Below are 16,645 nucleotides of genomic sequence, written 5' to 3' on the forward strand. Positions count from 1 at the left end.
CGCTGCTCGCATAAAAGCAGCAATGACAATAAAATAAAACCGTTTTAATGACGAGGAGAGAGGCTACAATGTTTTACGATGAATTATCCGCCATCATGGACCACCTTCTTCAGGATGGAAAAGGTATCTTAGCCGCTGACGAAAGCAATGGCACCATAGGCAAACGCTTTGAAAGCATCGGCGTTGAAAACACCGAAGACAACCGCCGTGATTACCGCCTGTTACTGGCCAATACCGCAGGCCTTGAGCAGTACATCAATGGCGTTATCCTTTTTGAGGAAACCTTCCAGCATAAAGACCAGCATGGCACCCCCATCGCCCAACTGTTTGCCAACAACGGCATTATGCCCGGCATTAAAGTGGATAAAGGCCTGGTTGATTTAGCCAATACCGACAATGAAAAAATCACCCAGGGTTTAGACGGCCTGAAAGACCGCCTGGTCTATTACAAAGAGCTGGGTGCAAAATTTGCCAAATGGCGCAATGTGTACTCCATCACGGAATACACACCCAGCCTGACAGCCATTAAAGCCGGCGCGGAAGTTTTGGCCCGTTATGCGGCCGTTTGCCAGTCTGTAGGCATTGTGCCAATTGTTGAACCGGAATTGTTGATGGATGGCAACCACGACATTGACCACTGTGCGGAAGCCTATGAAATGGTGCTGCATGAACTGTTCCACTCCCTGTTCATTCATCAGGTGGATCTGGAGCAAATCGTATTAAAGCCCAGCATGGTCACCTCTGGAAAAGAAGCAGTTCCCTTCAGTTCGCCGGAAGAAGTGGCGGATTACACCATTAATGTGTTCCGCAGCAACGTTCCCGCGGCTGTCCCCACCATCAATTTCCTTTCTGGCGGCCAGACACCACAACAGGCCACGGTTAACTTAAATGCCATTAACAGCACCGGCTACCAACCCTGGACGCTGAGTTTCTCATATGGCCGTGCGCTGCAGGAAGATTGCCTTAAAATCTGGGGTGGCAAGGCAGAAAATGTCGAAGCGGCCCAGGCAGCCCTGCTGAAACGCGCCCGCTTAAACAGCGCCGCCTGTTTCGGTGAATACCGCCCTGACATGGAATAAAGGAACCTGTCGGGCCGTTTGGCCCGACTTCCTGACGACTTCGCTTTAAATAATCTCAAACCGGGCAAACAAGGGCACATGATCCGAGAGCATGCGCCAGGGTTTTCCCTGTAAACACTGCACTTCCCTCACTTCCATACCGCGAAAATAAATTCTGTCGATACACAAGGCCGGCTTAATCGCCGGGAATGAACGGGCATGCCGCCCTTCAGTACGATAAAAGGCTTCATGGATACCTAATTCCTCGGCGAGCGGTTTGGATAAATGCCGGCGCCAGTCATTGAAATCACCCGCCATCAGTAAGGGTTCATTTTCTGGAATGACATCAGCAATCCGTTGCATCAAGGCTTCGCATTGTGACGCCCGTTCGGCTTTAAACAAGCCAAGATGCACACAGAGCAAATGCACCGTCTTCATCGGTGCGCCCTCCAGCTGGATTTGCCCATGCAGGATGCTGCGCGAGGCGCGGTTCATCGTGGACAGATTGATGTTTTCAAAAGCGGTAAAGGGGTATTTACTGATGATGGCATTGCCATGATGACCGGACTGATACACCGCATTTTTGGCATAGAGGTAGTGAGGCCAGATTTTCTCGGCCATGTATTCAAACTGGGGTGCCTCTGGCCATTCATTAATGCGCTTTTCACGGCGTCGATGCAGGCCCTGAACTTCCTGAAGAAAAACAAAATCCGGATTAAGCTCCGCTAAAGCATCCCGCATTTCGGGTAACAAAAAGCGCAGGCGGCCCACACCAAATCCTTTATGGATGTTGTAGGTTATAATGGACAGAGTCGATTTTGTCTCCTGCATCGAAATACACCTCCAGAGCGTCTACTTAGAGCATATCACCAAAAAAACGCCTTGTATGCCCGAATAACACTCACTCTTCATGGTTTGCCTTAGCCTGTTGTCTGTTTAATTTTAATATAAATCTTGCGGTTACACGAATAACCATGATGAACTAGGGGTTTGACCCTGCTACCCCGACGGATATGAAAGCAACCCTTGGCAAAATCAAGATCCCGGGCTTCACCCTCGCCTATAAACAGTGGGGAAGCCCCGACAGTCCAGCCATTCTGGCACTGCACGGCTGGTTGGATAATGCCGGCAGTTTTAATCTGCTGGCCCCAATCCTGGCCCGCGATTTTCGATTAATCGCCGTTGATTTACCTGGACACGGCTTGTCGTCGCATTTACCCCCCGGGTGCCATTATCATTTTTTTGATGGCATTTTTACTTTAGTCAATCTAATCAACGCCCTTCATCTCGATACCGTGCATTTACTCGGGCACTCCATGGGTGCATGCCTTGCAAGCCTTGTGGCCGGGGTAATTCCAGAGCGGATCCGTGCCATGGCCCTGATCGAAGCCATTGGCCCTTTTTCCAGTCCAGAGGCCCGTTGTTGTGAACAATTGACCCATTATGCCCGTCATTTAAACGATAAAAACAAAGAGGAACGGCCCTATCCTTCACTGGAAGCTGCCGCACATGCCCGGGCAAAACGCGGCTATTTGTCCTTAGAACATGCGGCCATTCTGTGTGAACGCGGTGTGCGCAAACAGGGCGATTCTTATTACTGGCGGCATGATCGGCGCCTGATTGCACCCACGCCTCTGCGCCTGACCGAAGGGCAGATTCTTTCCTGTCTTAAAAAAATAACGGCCAGGAGTTGTCTTATTCTGGCTGAACAGGGATTTAATTTTGACGAAAAGGACATTGAGGGACGGGTTAAAGCAGTAAATACCCTGGAAGTCATCCGTATGGGTGGAGGGCATCATTTGCACATGGAAAAACCAGATACTGTCGGACAGTATCTGGTTGAGTTCTTCACAACTGCTTAACCCTTGGGATGGGTGTTCAGCAGGCAGGAGTCGGTATGGATAACGACATCAGCCAATGATTTTTTGACATCATCAACGGAATAACCAAGATCGATGGCTGCATTCAATACACCGCAACCGCCTTCTTCAAAATTGACATACGGTGTCCAGTAGTCCATGTTGGCTTTCACCATGACATCAAAGGCTTTGCGTGCATCCCAGCCTGGCATGTTGGCCAGCAGGTAATACAGGTGGTTGTATACGCCACTGGAGTAATGCACGTCCAGACCACTGCGGTATTCATCCGCTGTGTCGATGGACATTCCGTCACGGCTTGGCTTGTCCATGTAACGAAGAGCATCCCAACCGCTGTCTTCTTTCATGATTTCAGGACCAATCTGCCAGCTGTTGTGGCCGGTAGAATAGTATTCTGCTGCCTGAGCCGCCATGTCGGAGAAGGCTTCGTTCATGCCACCGGATTGACCGTAGTATTCCAGATCAGAATGTTGCTCGGTGAAACCGTGGCTGATTTCATGACCGCCAACGCCCAGGGAGACCAAAGGATACATCATGGACTCGCCGTCACCGAAGGTCATTTGCTTGCCATCCCAGTAAGCGTTTTCGTAGCCAGAGCCATAGTGGACTCGCATGACGAGCTGCATGGGGGTACCGTCCTTTTTCACCAAGGCTTCAACACCATACCAATCGTGGTACATGTGTTTGATGACATAACCGGCGTACAGCGCATCGTTGGTGGGAGAGTAAGCGCCATTGTCGCGATCGTAACCATCGGCCTTGTAACCGGTCCAGAACGTATCCTGAGCACCATCGCCAGTACAGCTGAAACGCATGGGCTTGTTATTGGAGTAATACTGATGGTCCATGTCGACGACTTTGACATCGGTGTTTTCCATGTAACACATTTCAACATCCGCATCACGGGTCAGCTCCAGGTAAGGGTAGCTGCCTGCGCCAAATTCGTACTCGCCGATTTTATGGTTACCGCCAAAACCCCTTCCCTTGGCCGCGGTACGGATGGTCTTGACATCGTTCCACTGGACAAACGGTTTGAATGTTTTCGCATCCACGATGGCTGTGGGACGCTCGGGGATTTTGTCGTCATGACGAACGAAAACACTGACCTTGTAAGCCCAGTGCGCGTTGTGTTGATCGTCAACATACACCATGGGAATGACTTGCTGTTCGCTGACGTCTTTGCCCTGGTAGGCTTCAGCAAAATGGTGCAGCGCCGCCTGGCCGCCACTGACGAAATCAGCCGCCGGTTGGCCCAATTCGCTTTGCAGGTTAGTGTAAACCACACCATTCATGTTGACATCCGCCTGGCTGGCCAGCAAGCCTTTGGCCGTTTTGCCGCTGTGCAGGATGGCATAACCGCCATGCACCATGAACCCGGCGTAGTGCTGTTGCATTCGGATGTGAGAAACATGATTTCTATCAGTGTGTTCTTTTAAGAATTGCAGGGAATCCTTAGAAACCGCTGAAGCTTGTTTTGCACCAGGCAGAGCCAGGTGAAATTGTTGTTGCAAGCTTTTCAGTGAGGTTTGATTAAGATTGACAGCTTGGGAAGCCTGGACTGAGGCACTCATAACGAGCGCAGCCGCAAGCGGTGTTAAGTATAATTTATGCATTAATCATAACTCCTTTAAGATTAATAAATATGAGGCAATCGTGTTGCAGCATGCGCCCATGTTGATCATCCCGCCGAACAACGAACATCCCCTGTTGTCCGGCATGGTCCTTTTAAAATTTAATATTCGCTTTTCGAGCAGCCTGTTTTTTTGAATTCGACTATTACTAAAAATTCGACATTAAACCTTAATTGGTATCGGTCAAGCTAACATAAATTTTTTATTTTTAAAATCTTCAATTTTTAATCAGGTATTTCCTACTTACTCCCATCTGATCGCTCGACCAGACCACAACTCGGCACTTTTTTATGCTAACAGTAAACACTTTTTTCATGTTTTTTTGTAGTCACGGCCCGGGTTGTGCTACCATGCCGCCACCAGAGAGGAAACTGGGCCTTGGCCAATTGAATTGAGATATGAGTACGATTACACACGATATTGAGTCAGCTGTTACACGCCTTCGTCAGGGCGACATTGTGGCGGTTCCAACCGAAACCGTTTACGGGTTGGCAGGCAGTGCTGAAAATGAACAGGCCATACGCCGCCTATTTGCCTTGAAAAACCGCCCGCTCAATCATCCGCTGATCATGCATGTGGCGGAGCATTGGGATTTGTCTACCTGGGTCACCTCTCTGCCTGACTATGCCAAAAAACTGATTGACCATTTCTGGCCCGGTCCCTTGACGCTGGTGCTGCCCAGTCATCCGGACAATGTTCACCCGCTGGTCAATGGCGGCCAGACCACGCTCGCCATCCGCTGCCCCAGACACCCGGTTATCCAGGAGGTATTAACCCGGCTCGGTGAACCCTTAGTCGCCCCCTCCGCCAACCCATTCGGCAAAATAAGTCCCACAACCGCACAGCATGTGCAGCAAAGTTTTCCCCATGCGCCATTACTGATTTTAGACGGCGGCCGCTGCGAGGTAGGGATTGAATCCACCATCGTGGCGGCCACCGATCCCCAAGGTTACCAGATTTTACGTCACGGCATGGTGGATGAAGCCATGCTGGCGGCCCTGCTGCCCGGACAGGAATTGAAAGAACACAGCACACTGCGTGCTCCGGGACGGCTTGAACACCATTATCAACCGCAAAAACCCTTGTACTGCTTTGAGGATTCGAACGCCCTGGAAACGTTTCTGAAAGAGCTTAGCGGTCAGGTGTATGTCCTTTCATTTCAGAAAAACACCCGCTTTGCAGAGCAAACCGGCTATCAGTTGCCTGCCGATCCGGCTATCCTGGCTTATGAACTGTATTTCCAGCTTCGTCAAGCCGATGAAGCGCAGGAACCCCTTCTTGCCATGGAACTTCCACCGGACACGCCGGCCTGGCAAGGGGTACGCGAACGGGCTCTTAAAGCCGGAAGAAAACACGCCCTTTAAGGGTGTTGTTGGAGCTCCATTAAGGTATCCGCCGGCGTGACCTTGTCGCCTTTGGCACACCACACCGCCGCCACCGTGCCGGCAAACGGCGCCTGAATTTCGGTTTCCATTTTCATGGCTTCCAGCACAAACAGGGCTTGACCGGCTTTTACCCTGTCGCCTACAGCCACCTGAATACTGACAATAGTGCCTGGCATCGCCACTTTGATGTCGCCGGGTCCGGTTGTTTTTTTAATGGCCGTCGGCTCGTTTGGTTCCCTGTCGTCGTGTTGAATAATCACTTCTTCCGGTACGCCGTCGACCCAGAGAAAGCAGGATTGCTGCCCGCGTGCAGGGGTACCGTAACCGGCCACTTTCACATGGTAGTTTTCGCCATGAAGAATGATGTCGAATTCAGACAATTCATTGTTTTGAGAGGCATCAGGACTGATCAGGGGTTCCGGCGTCAATGCATTGTCCTGCCGCTCCTTAAGGAATTGGCGGCCAATTTCCGGAAACATGGCAAAGGATAAAACATCTTCTTCGCACAGGGCCAACCCGCCAATTTCGCTGCGCAATCGGGCCAATTCATTCGGTATTAAATCCGCCGGGCGCACATCAATGATTTCTGTCTGGCCAATGGCCTTTTTCAATACGCGGGGATTAATTTTACCGGGGGCAGCCCCGTATTTGCCCTGGCAATACAACTTCACCTCATTGGTAATGGTCTTGTACCGTTCGCCGGTCAACACATTCATGACCGCCTGGGTGCCGACGATCTGGGAGGTCGGCGTCACCAGCGGCGGGTAACCCAGATCTTTTCGTACCCGGGGGATTTCCTGATGGACTTCGGCCACCTTGCCCAATGCCTGTTGTTCTTTCAACTGGCTGTAAAGGTTGGAAATCATTCCACCCGGTACCTGATAAAGCTGGACCCGGGGATCAATGTCGCGCGCCTCACTTTCAAATTGCTGGTATTTTTTACGAACGTCGTGGAAATAGTCGCCAATTTCCAATAATAAATTCAAATCAAGTCCGGTATCAAATTCTGTTTCTGCCAAAGCGGCCACCAGGGGTTCTGCGGCAGGATGCGAGGCCCCTCCTGAAAATGAAGAAATCGCCGTATCAATGTGCTGACAACCGGCTAAAACGGCCTGATAATGGCAGATCGCGGCTAATCCGGAGGTGGCGTGGGTGTGAAGGTGCACCGGCAGCCCGGTCGCCTCAGCCAGGGCCGTGAATAATTCGACGGTCGCGCTCGGGGTTAATAACCCAGCCATGTCCTTGATGGCCAGGCTATCACAACCCAAATCGGCCAGCGCCTTGCCCATGTCCACAAAATTGGCCAGCGTATGCACCGGACTCGTGGTATAACAAATGGCTCCCTGCGCATGCCTTTTATGCCTTTTGACGCTGGCGATGGGCACACGCAGGTTGCGGACATCATTCAAGGCATCGAAAACGCGGAAAACGTCCACACCATTATTGGCTGCAAGGCCAATGAATGCGTCCACCACGTCATCGGCATAATGGCGATAGCCCAACAGATTCTGGCCTCGCAGCAGCATGGACAGACGGGTATTGGGCAACGCGTTGCGCAGCAGGCGCAGTCGCTGCCAGGGATCTTCTTTTAAAAAACGCAAACAGGCATCAAACGTCGCGCCGCCCCAGACTTCCATCGCCCAAAAGCCGACCTCATCCATTTTCCTGCACACAGGCAGCATGTCGTCGGTACGCAGGCGCGTGGCAATTAAACACTGATGCGCGTCACGCAGCGTCACATCGGTAATATGGGTGGTGGCCATACAACAGTCCCTCGTTAATCACATCACTTTATCAACCATAGCATAGAGAAAACCGGGACAGAAGTTTGCCTGGGAAATTCAACGGGTTCTCTGTTCATGGACTAAAAAACTGGAAGAGAACATGCCGACATCGTGCCGATATCATCTTAAATATAGACATTATTGCAAAGATCAGGCAGAATCCCTGATCTTTTTATCCATCCGGGTGTCTATGAAAAAAATTCTGGTGCTGCACGGACCCAATTTGAATCGTCTCGGTTCACGCGAGCCCTCCATCTATGGAGTGGCTACCTTGTCCGAACTGGATGAGTCATTGGAAAACCAGGCGCAGGCAGCTAATATTCATTTAACCTGCAGGCAAACCAATGCGGAAGGTCAGTTTATCGACCTCATTCACAAAGCCGCCGAAGATGGAATTGATTACCTGATTGTCAATGCGGCAGCCTTTACCCACACAAGCATTGCCATTCGCGATGCCTTGAGTTCCGTACCCATCCCATTCATTGAAGTGCACATCAGCAATATCTACGCACGGGAATCGTTCAGACACCATTCCTATCTGTCAGACATTGCCCGGGGTGTCATCAGCGGGCTGGGGACCAAGGGTTATAACCTGGCGCTTGAAGCAATCATTGAAGAATGGTCTTAATTAAAATTAGTTAGAGAGTTATCCATGGATATCCGTAAAATCAAGAAATTAATTGAATTACTCGACGAAACCGGTATTTCAGAAATCGAGATTAAAGAAGGCGAAGAATCCGTTCGCTTAAGCCGCCACAGCCATGTGGTCGAAGCCGCTCAGCCTGTGCGCTACGCACCGCAGCCAGCGCCTGTGCAGGCGCCTGCCGCGCCGGCAGCGCCCCAGGCGCAGGCAGCAGCCGAATCGGAATCCGCCACGGTGAATGGCCACAAGGTTCGTTCGCCCATGGTGGGTACCCTGTACACCTCCCCTTCACCCGATGCCCAGCCTTTTGTCAAAGTGGGCCAAAAAGTCAAGGCCGGTGATACCCTGTGCATTATTGAAGCCATGAAAATGTTTAATGAAATTGAAGCGGACAAGGCCGGTACCATTGCAGCGATTCTCGCCGGCAACGGCGATCCGATTGAGTACGATCAACCCCTGTTTGTCATTGAATAAGGGGTGAGTCATGCTCAGTAAAATTGTAATCGCCAACCGCGGTGAAATTGCGCTTCGTATTCTGCGGGCCTGTAAGGAATTGGGGATTCAGACCGTCGCCGTGCATTCCGATGTCGACAAGGATTTACTGCACGTGCGTCTGGCCGACGAGACCGTTTGCATCGGTCCTGCCAGTTCGCAGAAAAGCTATCTGAATATTCCAGCCATTATTTCCGCAGCGGAAATCACCGATGCCGTTGCCATTCATCCCGGCTATGGTTTTCTTTCTGAAAATGCCGATTTTGCCGACATTGTTGAGCAAAGCGGCTTTCGTTTCATCGGCCCACGCGGCGATACCATCCGCTTAATGGGCGATAAAGTATCCGCCATTGCTGCCATGAAAAAAGCCGGCGTTCCCTGCGTTCCCGGTTCCGATGGGCCGTTGGGGGATAATGATGACTATAATCTGGAGTTGGGCCGTAAAATTGGCTATCCGGTTATCATTAAAGCGGCCGGAGGCGGCGGCGGTCGTGGCATGCGTGTGGTTCACAGCGAATCCAACCTGTTGAACGCCATTGCCTTAACCCGCAGTGAGGCGAAGGCTGCCTTCAATAACCCCGTGGTTTACATGGAAAAATTCCTCGAAAACCCACGCCATGTTGAATTTCAGGTACTGGGGGACGGCAAAGGCAACGCCATTTATCTGGGTGAACGCGACTGCTCCATGCAACGACGCCACCAAAAAGTCGTGGAAGAAGCGCCGGCGCCTGGCATTACGCCGGAATTACGCCGTGAAATCGGCGAATGCGTGGTTAAGGCCTGCCGTGATCTGGAATACCGCGGTGCGGGCACCTTTGAATTTTTATACCAGGACGGCTGTTTCTATTTCATCGAAATGAACACCCGTATTCAGGTTGAGCATCCGGTAACGGAAATGATCACGGGCATTGATTTGATTAAAGAACAGATCAAAATTGCCAGCGATCTGCCTTTTACGCTGAAGCAGGAAGACATTCAGTTGCGCGGCCATGCCGTGGAATGCCGTATCAATGCGGAAGATCCTAAAAACTTCATGCCCAGTCCCGGCACCATCCGCCTGCTGCATCAACCCGGAGGTCCCGGCATTCGCTTTGACTCGCATCTTTACAGCAGTTACACCGTACCGCCCAATTACGACTCCATGATTGGTAAATTAATCAGCTACGGTGAGACGCGGGAAGTGGCCTTTGCCAGAATGCGCAATGCCCTGGATGAAATCATCATTGAAGGCATCAAGACCAACATTGAGCTGCACCAGCGTATCATGCGCGACAGGGCCTTTATTGAAGGCGGCACCAATATCCATTATCTTGAAAAAATGCTGAAGGAATAAGGCTGTGTGGTATCAATTGCACATTGAAATCTGTCGGCCTGACGAAGCCGAAGCTCTAAGCGATGCGCTGGAGGGCTTGGGCGCTGTGTCCGTTACCTTGACTGACAGGCACGACAGCCCGGTTCTTGAACCCGAACCGGGCACCACACCGCTCTGGCCGGACATCGTTATTCAGGCTTTGTACACGGAGGAAGAGGCTGCTGCCCAGGCAATTAAAACCCTCTCCCCCAACTACCCGCACCTGCGCTTTAGTCTTGACACCCTGCCTGAAAAGGATTGGGAACGGGTGTGGATGGATGATTTCAAGCCGCAGCGATTTGGCGAGCGTCTGTGGATTTGCCCATCGTGGATTGAGCCGCCGCAACCGGATGCCGTTAATCTGATTCTGGATCCCGGCCTTGCCTTTGGCACCGGCACCCATCCCACCACCTCGCTTTGTTTAAGCTGGCTCGATGCAGCCAATTTAACCCGGAAATCCGTGATTGATTACGGCTGCGGCTCCGGCATTTTAGCCCTGGCGGCCCTCAAACTGGGCGCCGCGTCCGTTCAGGCCGTTGACATTGATGAACAGGCACTCCTCGCGACCCGAAATAATGCCGACACCAATCAAATGGCCTCCATGCCCCTGTTTATCGGTTTTCCCGATTCTTTAAAACCCGGGGCGGATCTGCTCATTGCCAATATTCTGCTTGCGCCGTTGCTGACCTTGAAAGACCGTTTTAAAGCGCTACTCACGCCGGGAGGGCAATTGGTCGTTTCAGGTCTTCTTTTAGACCAGACACCGCAAATGCTACAACACTATGACGATGACTTTGTCCACGAGGGCAGTCATACGCTGGATGGATGGTCTTTATTGATTTTTAAACGCCGTTGATTTTCTGGAGGATGCCGTGACTGAATTGCCTTTTACTCCCCGTCGGGCGTTGTTAAGCGTGTCCGACAAACGCGGCCTCGTTGAACTGGGGCAGCGTTTAATCCAGCATGGCATCGAAATCATCGCGACTGGTAATACCGCCGCCTCCTTAAGGGCAGCAGGCATTACTGTCACCGAAGTCAGCGAACGCACCGGTTTTCCTGAAATCATGGACGGCCGTGTCAAAACCCTGCACCCCGCCATTCACGCCGCCTTACTGGCGCGGGGCGAACAGGATCACGCCATTCTGGAGGCACAGGGCATTACTCCCATTGATCTGGTGATCGTTAATCTGTATCCCTTTGAACAAACCGTCAGTCAATCGTATTGCACCTTGGATGATGCCATCGCCACTATCGACATTGGCGGCCCAACCATGATTCGTGCAGCGGCCAAAAATCATGAGCATGTCGCGGTTATCGTGTCGCCTGAAGACTATGACGCGCTTGAACAGTATCTAAGCCTTAACAAAATGCCTGCCGATTGGCGCCTGACCCTGGCTAAAAAAGCCTTTGCCCACACTGCCGCCTATGACGCAGCCATCAGCAATTATTTAAACAGCCTGGATGATAATAAAAAAACAGCGCCCTTCCCTACGGTTTTCAGTACCCAGTTTCAGCAATGTTATGAGTTGCGCTACGGTGAAAACCCCCATCAGCAAGCCGCTTTTTATGCCAACAAGCAAGCCGCCAGCGATTCCCTGGCGAAAGCGAGGCTCCTGCAGGGAAAACCCCTGTCTTACAACAATCTGCTCGATGCGGATGCGGCTTTGGATTGCGTTAAAGCCCTGGATAGAAACACCCCCGCCTGCGTGATTGTCAAGCACGGCAACCCCTGTGGCATCGCAGCCAGAGACACGTTGATCCAGGCCTATCAGCGCGCGTTTGAAACCGATCCGACGTCAAGTTTTGGCGGTATTCTGGCCTTTAATTACCCGGTGGATGAAGAAACAGCTCAGCGCATTATTGACAATCAATTCGCCGAGGTTCTCATTGCGCCGGCATTCAGTGAACAGGCAAAGGCCGTTCTGCTGACCAAACCCAATGTCAGGGTGCTCGCGACCGGCCAATTCAACGATCATCCTCAACCTGAATTCAGCCTGCGTACCTTAAGTGGAGGCCTGCTTGTGCAAGACAGTGATCACCGCTTTATCCGCCCGGACGAATTGAAGGCAGTGACCCAGCGACAACCGACGCCAGACGAGTGGAAGGATTTACTGTTTGCCTGGCAGGCAGTGAAATACGTGAAATCCAATGCCATTGTTTTTGCCAAAGAGCAGGCCACCGTCGGCATCGGCGCCGGTCAAACCAGTCGGGTGATGAGTACGCGCATCGCCGCCTGGCAAGCCGAACAAGCGGGTTTTTCTCTTCAGGGAGCGGTGATGGCGTCAGATGCCTTCATTCCTTTTGCCGACAACATCGAGATTGCCGCCAAAGCCGGTGTTACCGCCATCATCCAGCCCGGCGGTTCGCTGCGTGATCAACAGGTGATCGACGCCGCCAACGCGGCCAATCTGACAATGATTTTCACTGGCATCCGCCATTTCAGGCATTAATTCTCGTTTCAATAAACTAACCCAATCCTGACGCGGTAGCAAAAAAGTTGCTGCGTCCTCCTTTTTTTTTTGTTATTAATGGAGAGGACAAAACCCTAATTAAATGGAGATTAAGATGGGCTTTACATTACCAAAACACCTGAAAGACTTACTGAAGCAACTCAATAACCTGGCTGAAAATTACAAAGAAAACCGCAAACGAAAAGACGAAGAACGCTACTTTAGCCTGTTTCGGGCGTCTACCAAAAACCCGGAAAGAGAGCAGGATGCAGTCTTTATCGAAAATTTGGCCAGCTGGGTAGAGGCCAATAAACTTTCTTATGAGTCGCTCGATCTCCGCTATGAGAATGCGGATTATGCTCAATTTGTTGTTCCTTTCTTAAAAAGAGCCTTATCTGGTATGTTGATGATCGAATTGATTAAAATTTATGGTCCTCATGGTGAAAAATCAACAAACAGTGCTTTAGGTGAACTTTTATTGGAGCAATTCGATATCAAAAAATTCAAGGAAGCACCTCAGGACAAAATCATCGAGTGCATCGAAGAGTTAGAGAGGCTTATTGATGTCATTAATGAAACGACAACAGCCGATTGGATTAACGCCAATTACCGAGACGTCAAACTGTCCATTGCGACGGCACTTAAAGGCTATGAAGCCGAAAAGAAACTTGAACTCAGCTGATGCCCTTCGCTCTCTTCGTTGACTACGAGGAGAGCGCAATTTGCTCGAATTATTGCTTAATTGCTTTATTTTTTACTATTGTTATACTTTGCTGCTTTATAAGGGGCACTTTGTATGACAAATAATGAATTTGATGAATTAATTTCGAAATTTAACACGTTTTGGAACGATAACATTGTCACGGCGTACATTCAGATCAAAACTCACCTGCTGCAGGGTCTCCTGAATAATACCTCCAATCGTTTATTCAACTGCATTCAGCATTATTCCAATGTGATCACCCTGTTTGTGGAGGAAGCGGAAGCCACGTTTGCCAAATACACACTGACCAAGAAGCAACAAATCCACCTCCTGAACTACCTCAACGAATGCCGCCAAACACGCACCGCAGACACCCTGGAACTTAAACGAATTGAATCGGCTCTGCGAAAAGGTCAATTGCTGCCCCTGCCAACGTTCGAAGAGCAAAGCCTGAGTGGGCAGATTTTTCCGGATAACCCCATTTACCTCGAGGTGAATTTCGAAGAAAACGGCAACACCAGCCCCACCTTTTCAGCTTAACGAACCCCTGCTCAGGGATGAGTAATCTGCGGTTTTTGTTCATCACGATCCCTGCTCGAATGATGTAAAATATTTTTACAATTTCATTGCGGTTTAGTCATTCATCAACTACAAATTAACATAAGTGCATCAAGAGCAAATCAATGGATAACATTAAGTTCAGCCTCGAAAACAATGCTCGTCTATTGAAAAGCAAAGTAAGCGGGTACGCCATTCTGGGGCTTTGCATTTCTGTTATTGCCATTTTATCCGCCACTCTCGCCGTTTCCTATCAGATGACGGGGGGGATTTCCCTCGAAGGCATTATCCTCGCACAAAAAAGCAACATTGCCTTAATTATCCTTGACTTAACCCCGCTGGTGTTTATGTTCTGGGGACAATCCCTCAGTTCGGTGATGTCCTATACCGCCGGTGCCATGGTGGTGGATCAAACCAACGAACTGCGCATGCAGACCTCTGAACTCGCCTTAAGGGCACAGCACGAATCAAGCCACGACTCCCTGACCGATTTGCCAAATCGAGTGCTTTTTGTCGACAGACTGAATCAGGCCTTAAGCGCCATGCGCGGCCGCGAAGGCAAGCTGGCAGTCATCTTAATTAACATCAATAATTTTAAAGAATTGAATGCCGGCTTCGGCAGTTACAATGCCGACAGGCTGCTTAAACAATTTTCTCAACGCCTCAAATGCACCACGGATGAACCGATGACCTTAGCGCGTCTGGGCGGAGATGAATTTGCCATACTCCACCCTCACCTGGAAACCGAAAAACACATTTATGCCGTTGTTAAAAAACTGCAGAAAGCCCTGGCGATTAATTTTGTTTTAGACAGTGTGGCCATCGATGTCACCGCCACGGTCGGCGTGACGTTTTATCCTGATCATGGCAAGGACGAAGACACCCTGATGCAACGGGCCAATATTGCCATTTATCACGCCAAGCAAAACAACAAGGAATTTGTGGTCTATGAATCGTTCATGGAGCGGGAATGCCCCAACAAGCTGATTTTGATGAGCGAGTTGAAAAAAGCCATCGAAAGCGAACAATTATTAATCTATTTTCAACCCAAGGTTGAACTCGCAACCGGCAAAATTAAGGGCTGTGAAGCCCTGCTGCGTTGGCTACACCCCACGTTTGGGATGATGAACGCCGAAAAGTTCATTCCGGTGGCAGAGCGCACCGGCCTGATTAAATCCTTAAGCCACTATGTCTTAAAGCAAGCCATCGACAGCGCCAGCAAATGGCGTAAAAATGGCGTGGACATCGAGTTATCGATTAATCTGTCCGCCATTGACGTCATCGACATCGAACTGCCTTACACACTGGAGAGCCTGCTCAGTATTTATGAATTTCCCGCCAACCTCCTGAAAGTGGAGTTGATTGAAAGTTTTTATTTAACCGACAGAACCCGTGCCATCGAAGTCATTAACCGCCTGGCATCCCTGGGTATTAAAATATCCATTGATGATTTCGGTACCGGATACTCGTCCTTCATTTACCTGACGGAACTGCCCATCAATGAAGTGAAAATCGATAAATCGTTCATTTTGAGCCTCAATGAAGACAGTAAAAAACGCAGTATCGTCGATGCCATGATTAAGCTTGCCGGCGCCTTGAACCTCAACGTGGTCGCGGAAGGCATTGAAACGCTGCAGCACTATACCATCCTTAAAACCATGGGTTGCAAGTACGGCCAGGGGTTTTACTTCAGTGAGGCCGTGGATGCCGACACGCTGCAATCCATTGTCAAATCAGAAGCATTCCTGCCGCAGAAAGCAGGAGAAGTGTTAAGTGCGGCTAAAATCCACGCGCTCTCCAATTAAACCTCCCGTTTACCCTGATTGATTTCATCCACTGATCCTCGCTAAAATTCAGGCACGTTTAACCCAGGGATGCCTATGAACCGCCTGATTCGTTTTTTCATGCTTTTTTTGATCCTGTTGAGTCCCTTTGCCGCATTGGCCACTCCAGATGCTCCGCCTGACAAAATCCAATTCTCCCTTTTAAAAAAGGACACAGAAGGGAATCATCAAAAGGTCTTTTTTAAACTCGTCAACGAAAAAACGGGAAAACCCGTGTTATTAAGCGACTTAAAGACGGTCCACACACGCCGAATCCATTTACTCATCATTGACCAAGACCTTGACGATTACAGTCATGTGCACAGCCGCCCGACGAAGGAGCCTGGCGTTTATCAGTTCCGTTGGCAACCTCAAAACACCCGGGGCAATTACAATGTCTGGGCGGACATTACCTTAAAACAAGGCGATCAGCATGCCTACCTGCTCGCCCCACTTATGAGAAACAGCGAGAAACCGGCCGTCATTAACCGAAAACCCGTTGCAGAATCGACTGTGGGAGGGTTCCACTTCGCCCTGTCGTTTGATCCGCCGCAAGTGCATGCCGGTCAGGCCGCCATGGGAAAAGTGGTGGTCACCGATAACCAGGGCAAACCCGTGACGTCGCTTGAGCCGGTGATGGGCGCGTTTGCCCATCTGGTGGGCTTTGATGATGATTTCAAGACCGTGATTCATATTCACCCCATGGGCAAAGAACCAACCAACCCCAGCGATCGCGGCGGGCCTGAGCTTGAGTTTCATCTTGAAGCGGAGAAAGCGGGATTTATCAAATTGTTCGCCCAGGTAAAAATTAACGGGCGCGAATTGTACGTGCCTTTCGGCATCAAGGTAGAATAAGGGCGGGGCTGGTTAGCCCAGCCCCGGAATGAACA

General features: G+C 50.4%; 15 protein-coding genes. 12 read left to right on the forward strand and 3 right to left on the reverse strand.

Going from position 1 to position 16,645, the window contains the following annotated elements; all coding sequences use genetic code 11:
• The first annotated feature begins 68 nt into the window (after positions 1-68).
• Entirely contained in the window at positions 69-1,079 is a 1,011-nt protein-coding gene (locus tag DYE45_RS11880; RefSeq protein ID WP_108292977.1) for a class I fructose-bisphosphate aldolase, read from the forward strand.
• A 45-nt stretch (positions 1,080-1,124) separates the two neighbouring features.
• Here the strand turns inward: DYE45_RS11880 and DYE45_RS11885 are convergent, their stop codons facing one another.
• On the reverse strand, positions 1,125-1,889 hold the full coding sequence (locus tag DYE45_RS11885; RefSeq protein ID WP_108292975.1) for an endonuclease/exonuclease/phosphatase family protein: 765 nt from the start codon (positions 1,887-1,889) through the stop codon (positions 1,125-1,127).
• A gap of 182 nt (positions 1,890-2,071) precedes the next feature.
• Between DYE45_RS11885 and DYE45_RS11890 the strand changes: the two genes are divergently transcribed.
• On the forward strand, positions 2,072-2,920 hold the full coding sequence (locus DYE45_RS11890) for an alpha/beta fold hydrolase (RefSeq protein WP_108292973.1): 849 nt from the start codon (positions 2,072-2,074) through the stop codon (positions 2,918-2,920).
• On the opposite strand, the gene proA is transcribed toward DYE45_RS11890, so the two are convergent.
• Positions 2,917-4,548: a zinc metalloprotease ProA gene (gene proA, locus DYE45_RS11895; RefSeq protein ID WP_108292971.1), complete on the reverse strand. Its 1,632-nt coding sequence runs from the start codon at positions 4,546-4,548 to the stop codon at positions 2,917-2,919. The two genes, DYE45_RS11890 and proA, sit on opposite strands and share 4 nt — an antisense overlap.
• Positions 4,549-4,964: 416 nt before the next feature.
• On the opposite strand from proA, the gene DYE45_RS11900 reads away from it, so the two are divergent.
• Positions 4,965-5,930: an L-threonylcarbamoyladenylate synthase gene (locus DYE45_RS11900; protein ID WP_115300940.1), complete on the forward strand. Its 966-nt coding sequence runs from the start codon at positions 4,965-4,967 to the stop codon at positions 5,928-5,930.
• Here the strand turns inward: DYE45_RS11900 and oadA are convergent.
• Entirely contained in the window at positions 5,927-7,714 is a 1,788-nt protein-coding gene (gene oadA, locus DYE45_RS11905) for a sodium-extruding oxaloacetate decarboxylase subunit alpha (RefSeq protein ID WP_115300941.1), read from the reverse strand. The two genes, DYE45_RS11900 and oadA, sit on opposite strands and share 4 nt — an antisense overlap.
• 211 nt (positions 7,715-7,925) lie before the next feature.
• On the opposite strand from oadA, the gene aroQ reads away from it, so the two are divergent.
• The 9 genes from aroQ to DYE45_RS11950 all read left to right on the forward strand — a co-directional run bounded on the left by aroQ (position 7,926) and on the right by DYE45_RS11950 (position 16,610).
• Entirely contained in the window at positions 7,926-8,363 is a 438-nt protein-coding gene (aroQ, locus tag DYE45_RS11910) for a type II 3-dehydroquinate dehydratase (RefSeq protein WP_058530945.1), read from the forward strand.
• Between the two features lie 24 nt (positions 8,364-8,387).
• Positions 8,388-8,852: an acetyl-CoA carboxylase biotin carboxyl carrier protein gene (gene accB / locus DYE45_RS11915; protein ID WP_108292965.1), complete on the forward strand. Its 465-nt coding sequence runs from the start codon at positions 8,388-8,390 to the stop codon at positions 8,850-8,852.
• A 10-nt stretch (positions 8,853-8,862) separates the two neighbouring features.
• Positions 8,863-10,203, forward strand: a complete 1,341-nt coding sequence (gene accC / locus DYE45_RS11920) for an acetyl-CoA carboxylase biotin carboxylase subunit (RefSeq protein ID WP_108292963.1) — start codon at positions 8,863-8,865, stop codon at positions 10,201-10,203.
• A 4-nt stretch (positions 10,204-10,207) separates the two neighbouring features.
• A complete protein-coding gene (gene prmA / locus DYE45_RS11925) occupies positions 10,208-11,077 on the forward strand; it encodes a 50S ribosomal protein L11 methyltransferase (RefSeq protein ID WP_108292961.1) in 870 nt (289 codons plus the stop codon).
• Positions 11,078-11,093: 16 nt separating this feature from the next.
• A complete protein-coding gene (gene purH / locus DYE45_RS11930) occupies positions 11,094-12,671 on the forward strand; it encodes a bifunctional phosphoribosylaminoimidazolecarboxamide formyltransferase/IMP cyclohydrolase (RefSeq protein ID WP_165481657.1) in 1,578 nt (525 codons plus the stop codon).
• 115 nt (positions 12,672-12,786) lie between these two features.
• Positions 12,787-13,353, forward strand: coding sequence for a hypothetical protein (locus tag DYE45_RS11935; RefSeq protein ID WP_108292957.1), 567 nt, complete (start codon positions 12,787-12,789; stop codon positions 13,351-13,353).
• Positions 13,354-13,467: 114 nt separating this feature from the next.
• Positions 13,468-13,914 carry a hypothetical protein gene (locus tag DYE45_RS11940; protein ID WP_108292955.1) on the forward strand — a complete coding sequence of 149 codons (447 nt, stop codon included), beginning with the start codon at positions 13,468-13,470 and terminating at the stop codon, positions 13,912-13,914.
• Between the two features lie 143 nt (positions 13,915-14,057).
• Positions 14,058-15,737, forward strand: coding sequence for a putative bifunctional diguanylate cyclase/phosphodiesterase (locus tag DYE45_RS11945; RefSeq protein ID WP_115300942.1), 1,680 nt, complete (start codon positions 14,058-14,060; stop codon positions 15,735-15,737).
• A 75-nt stretch (positions 15,738-15,812) separates the two neighbouring features.
• Positions 15,813-16,610 (forward strand): DUF8832 domain-containing protein, encoded by a 798-nt coding sequence (locus tag DYE45_RS11950; protein ID WP_115300943.1) that lies wholly within the window; start codon positions 15,813-15,815, stop codon positions 16,608-16,610.
• Positions 16,611-16,645 lie beyond the last annotated feature (35 nt).

Source organism: Legionella taurinensis (assembly GCF_900452865.1).
GTDB lineage: Bacteria > Pseudomonadota > Gammaproteobacteria > Legionellales > Legionellaceae > Legionella_C > Legionella_C taurinensis.

What these genes read in the sequence shown, in the direction of transcription:
- DYE45_RS11900 (WP_115300940.1), top strand. Translation starts at nt 4,965, where the DNA reads ATGAGTACGATTACACACGATATTGAGTCAGCTGTTACACGCCTTCGT.
- DYE45_RS11945 (WP_115300942.1), top strand. Translation starts at nt 14,058, where the DNA reads ATGGATAACATTAAGTTCAGCCTCGAAAACAATGCTCGTCTATTGAAA.
- aroQ (WP_058530945.1), top strand. Translation starts at nt 7,926, where the DNA reads ATGAAAAAAATTCTGGTGCTGCACGGACCCAATTTGAATCGTCTCGGT.
- accB (WP_108292965.1), top strand. Translation starts at nt 8,388, where the DNA reads ATGGATATCCGTAAAATCAAGAAATTAATTGAATTACTCGACGAAACC.
- DYE45_RS11935 (WP_108292957.1), top strand. Translation starts at nt 12,787, where the DNA reads ATGGGCTTTACATTACCAAAACACCTGAAAGACTTACTGAAGCAACTC.
- DYE45_RS11885 (WP_108292975.1), bottom strand. Translation starts at nt 1,889, where the DNA reads ATGCAGGAGACAAAATCGACTCTGTCCATTATAACCTACAACATCCAT.
- DYE45_RS11880 (WP_108292977.1), top strand. Translation starts at nt 69, where the DNA reads ATGTTTTACGATGAATTATCCGCCATCATGGACCACCTTCTTCAGGAT.
- DYE45_RS11940 (WP_108292955.1), top strand. Translation starts at nt 13,468, where the DNA reads ATGACAAATAATGAATTTGATGAATTAATTTCGAAATTTAACACGTTT.
- DYE45_RS11950 (WP_115300943.1), top strand. Translation starts at nt 15,813, where the DNA reads ATGAACCGCCTGATTCGTTTTTTCATGCTTTTTTTGATCCTGTTGAGT.
- oadA (WP_115300941.1), bottom strand. Translation starts at nt 7,714, where the DNA reads ATGGCCACCACCCATATTACCGATGTGACGCTGCGTGACGCGCATCAG.
- accC (WP_108292963.1), top strand. Translation starts at nt 8,863, where the DNA reads ATGCTCAGTAAAATTGTAATCGCCAACCGCGGTGAAATTGCGCTTCGT.
- DYE45_RS11890 (WP_108292973.1), top strand. Translation starts at nt 2,072, where the DNA reads ATGAAAGCAACCCTTGGCAAAATCAAGATCCCGGGCTTCACCCTCGCC.
- proA (WP_108292971.1), bottom strand. Translation starts at nt 4,548, where the DNA reads ATGCATAAATTATACTTAACACCGCTTGCGGCTGCGCTCGTTATGAGT.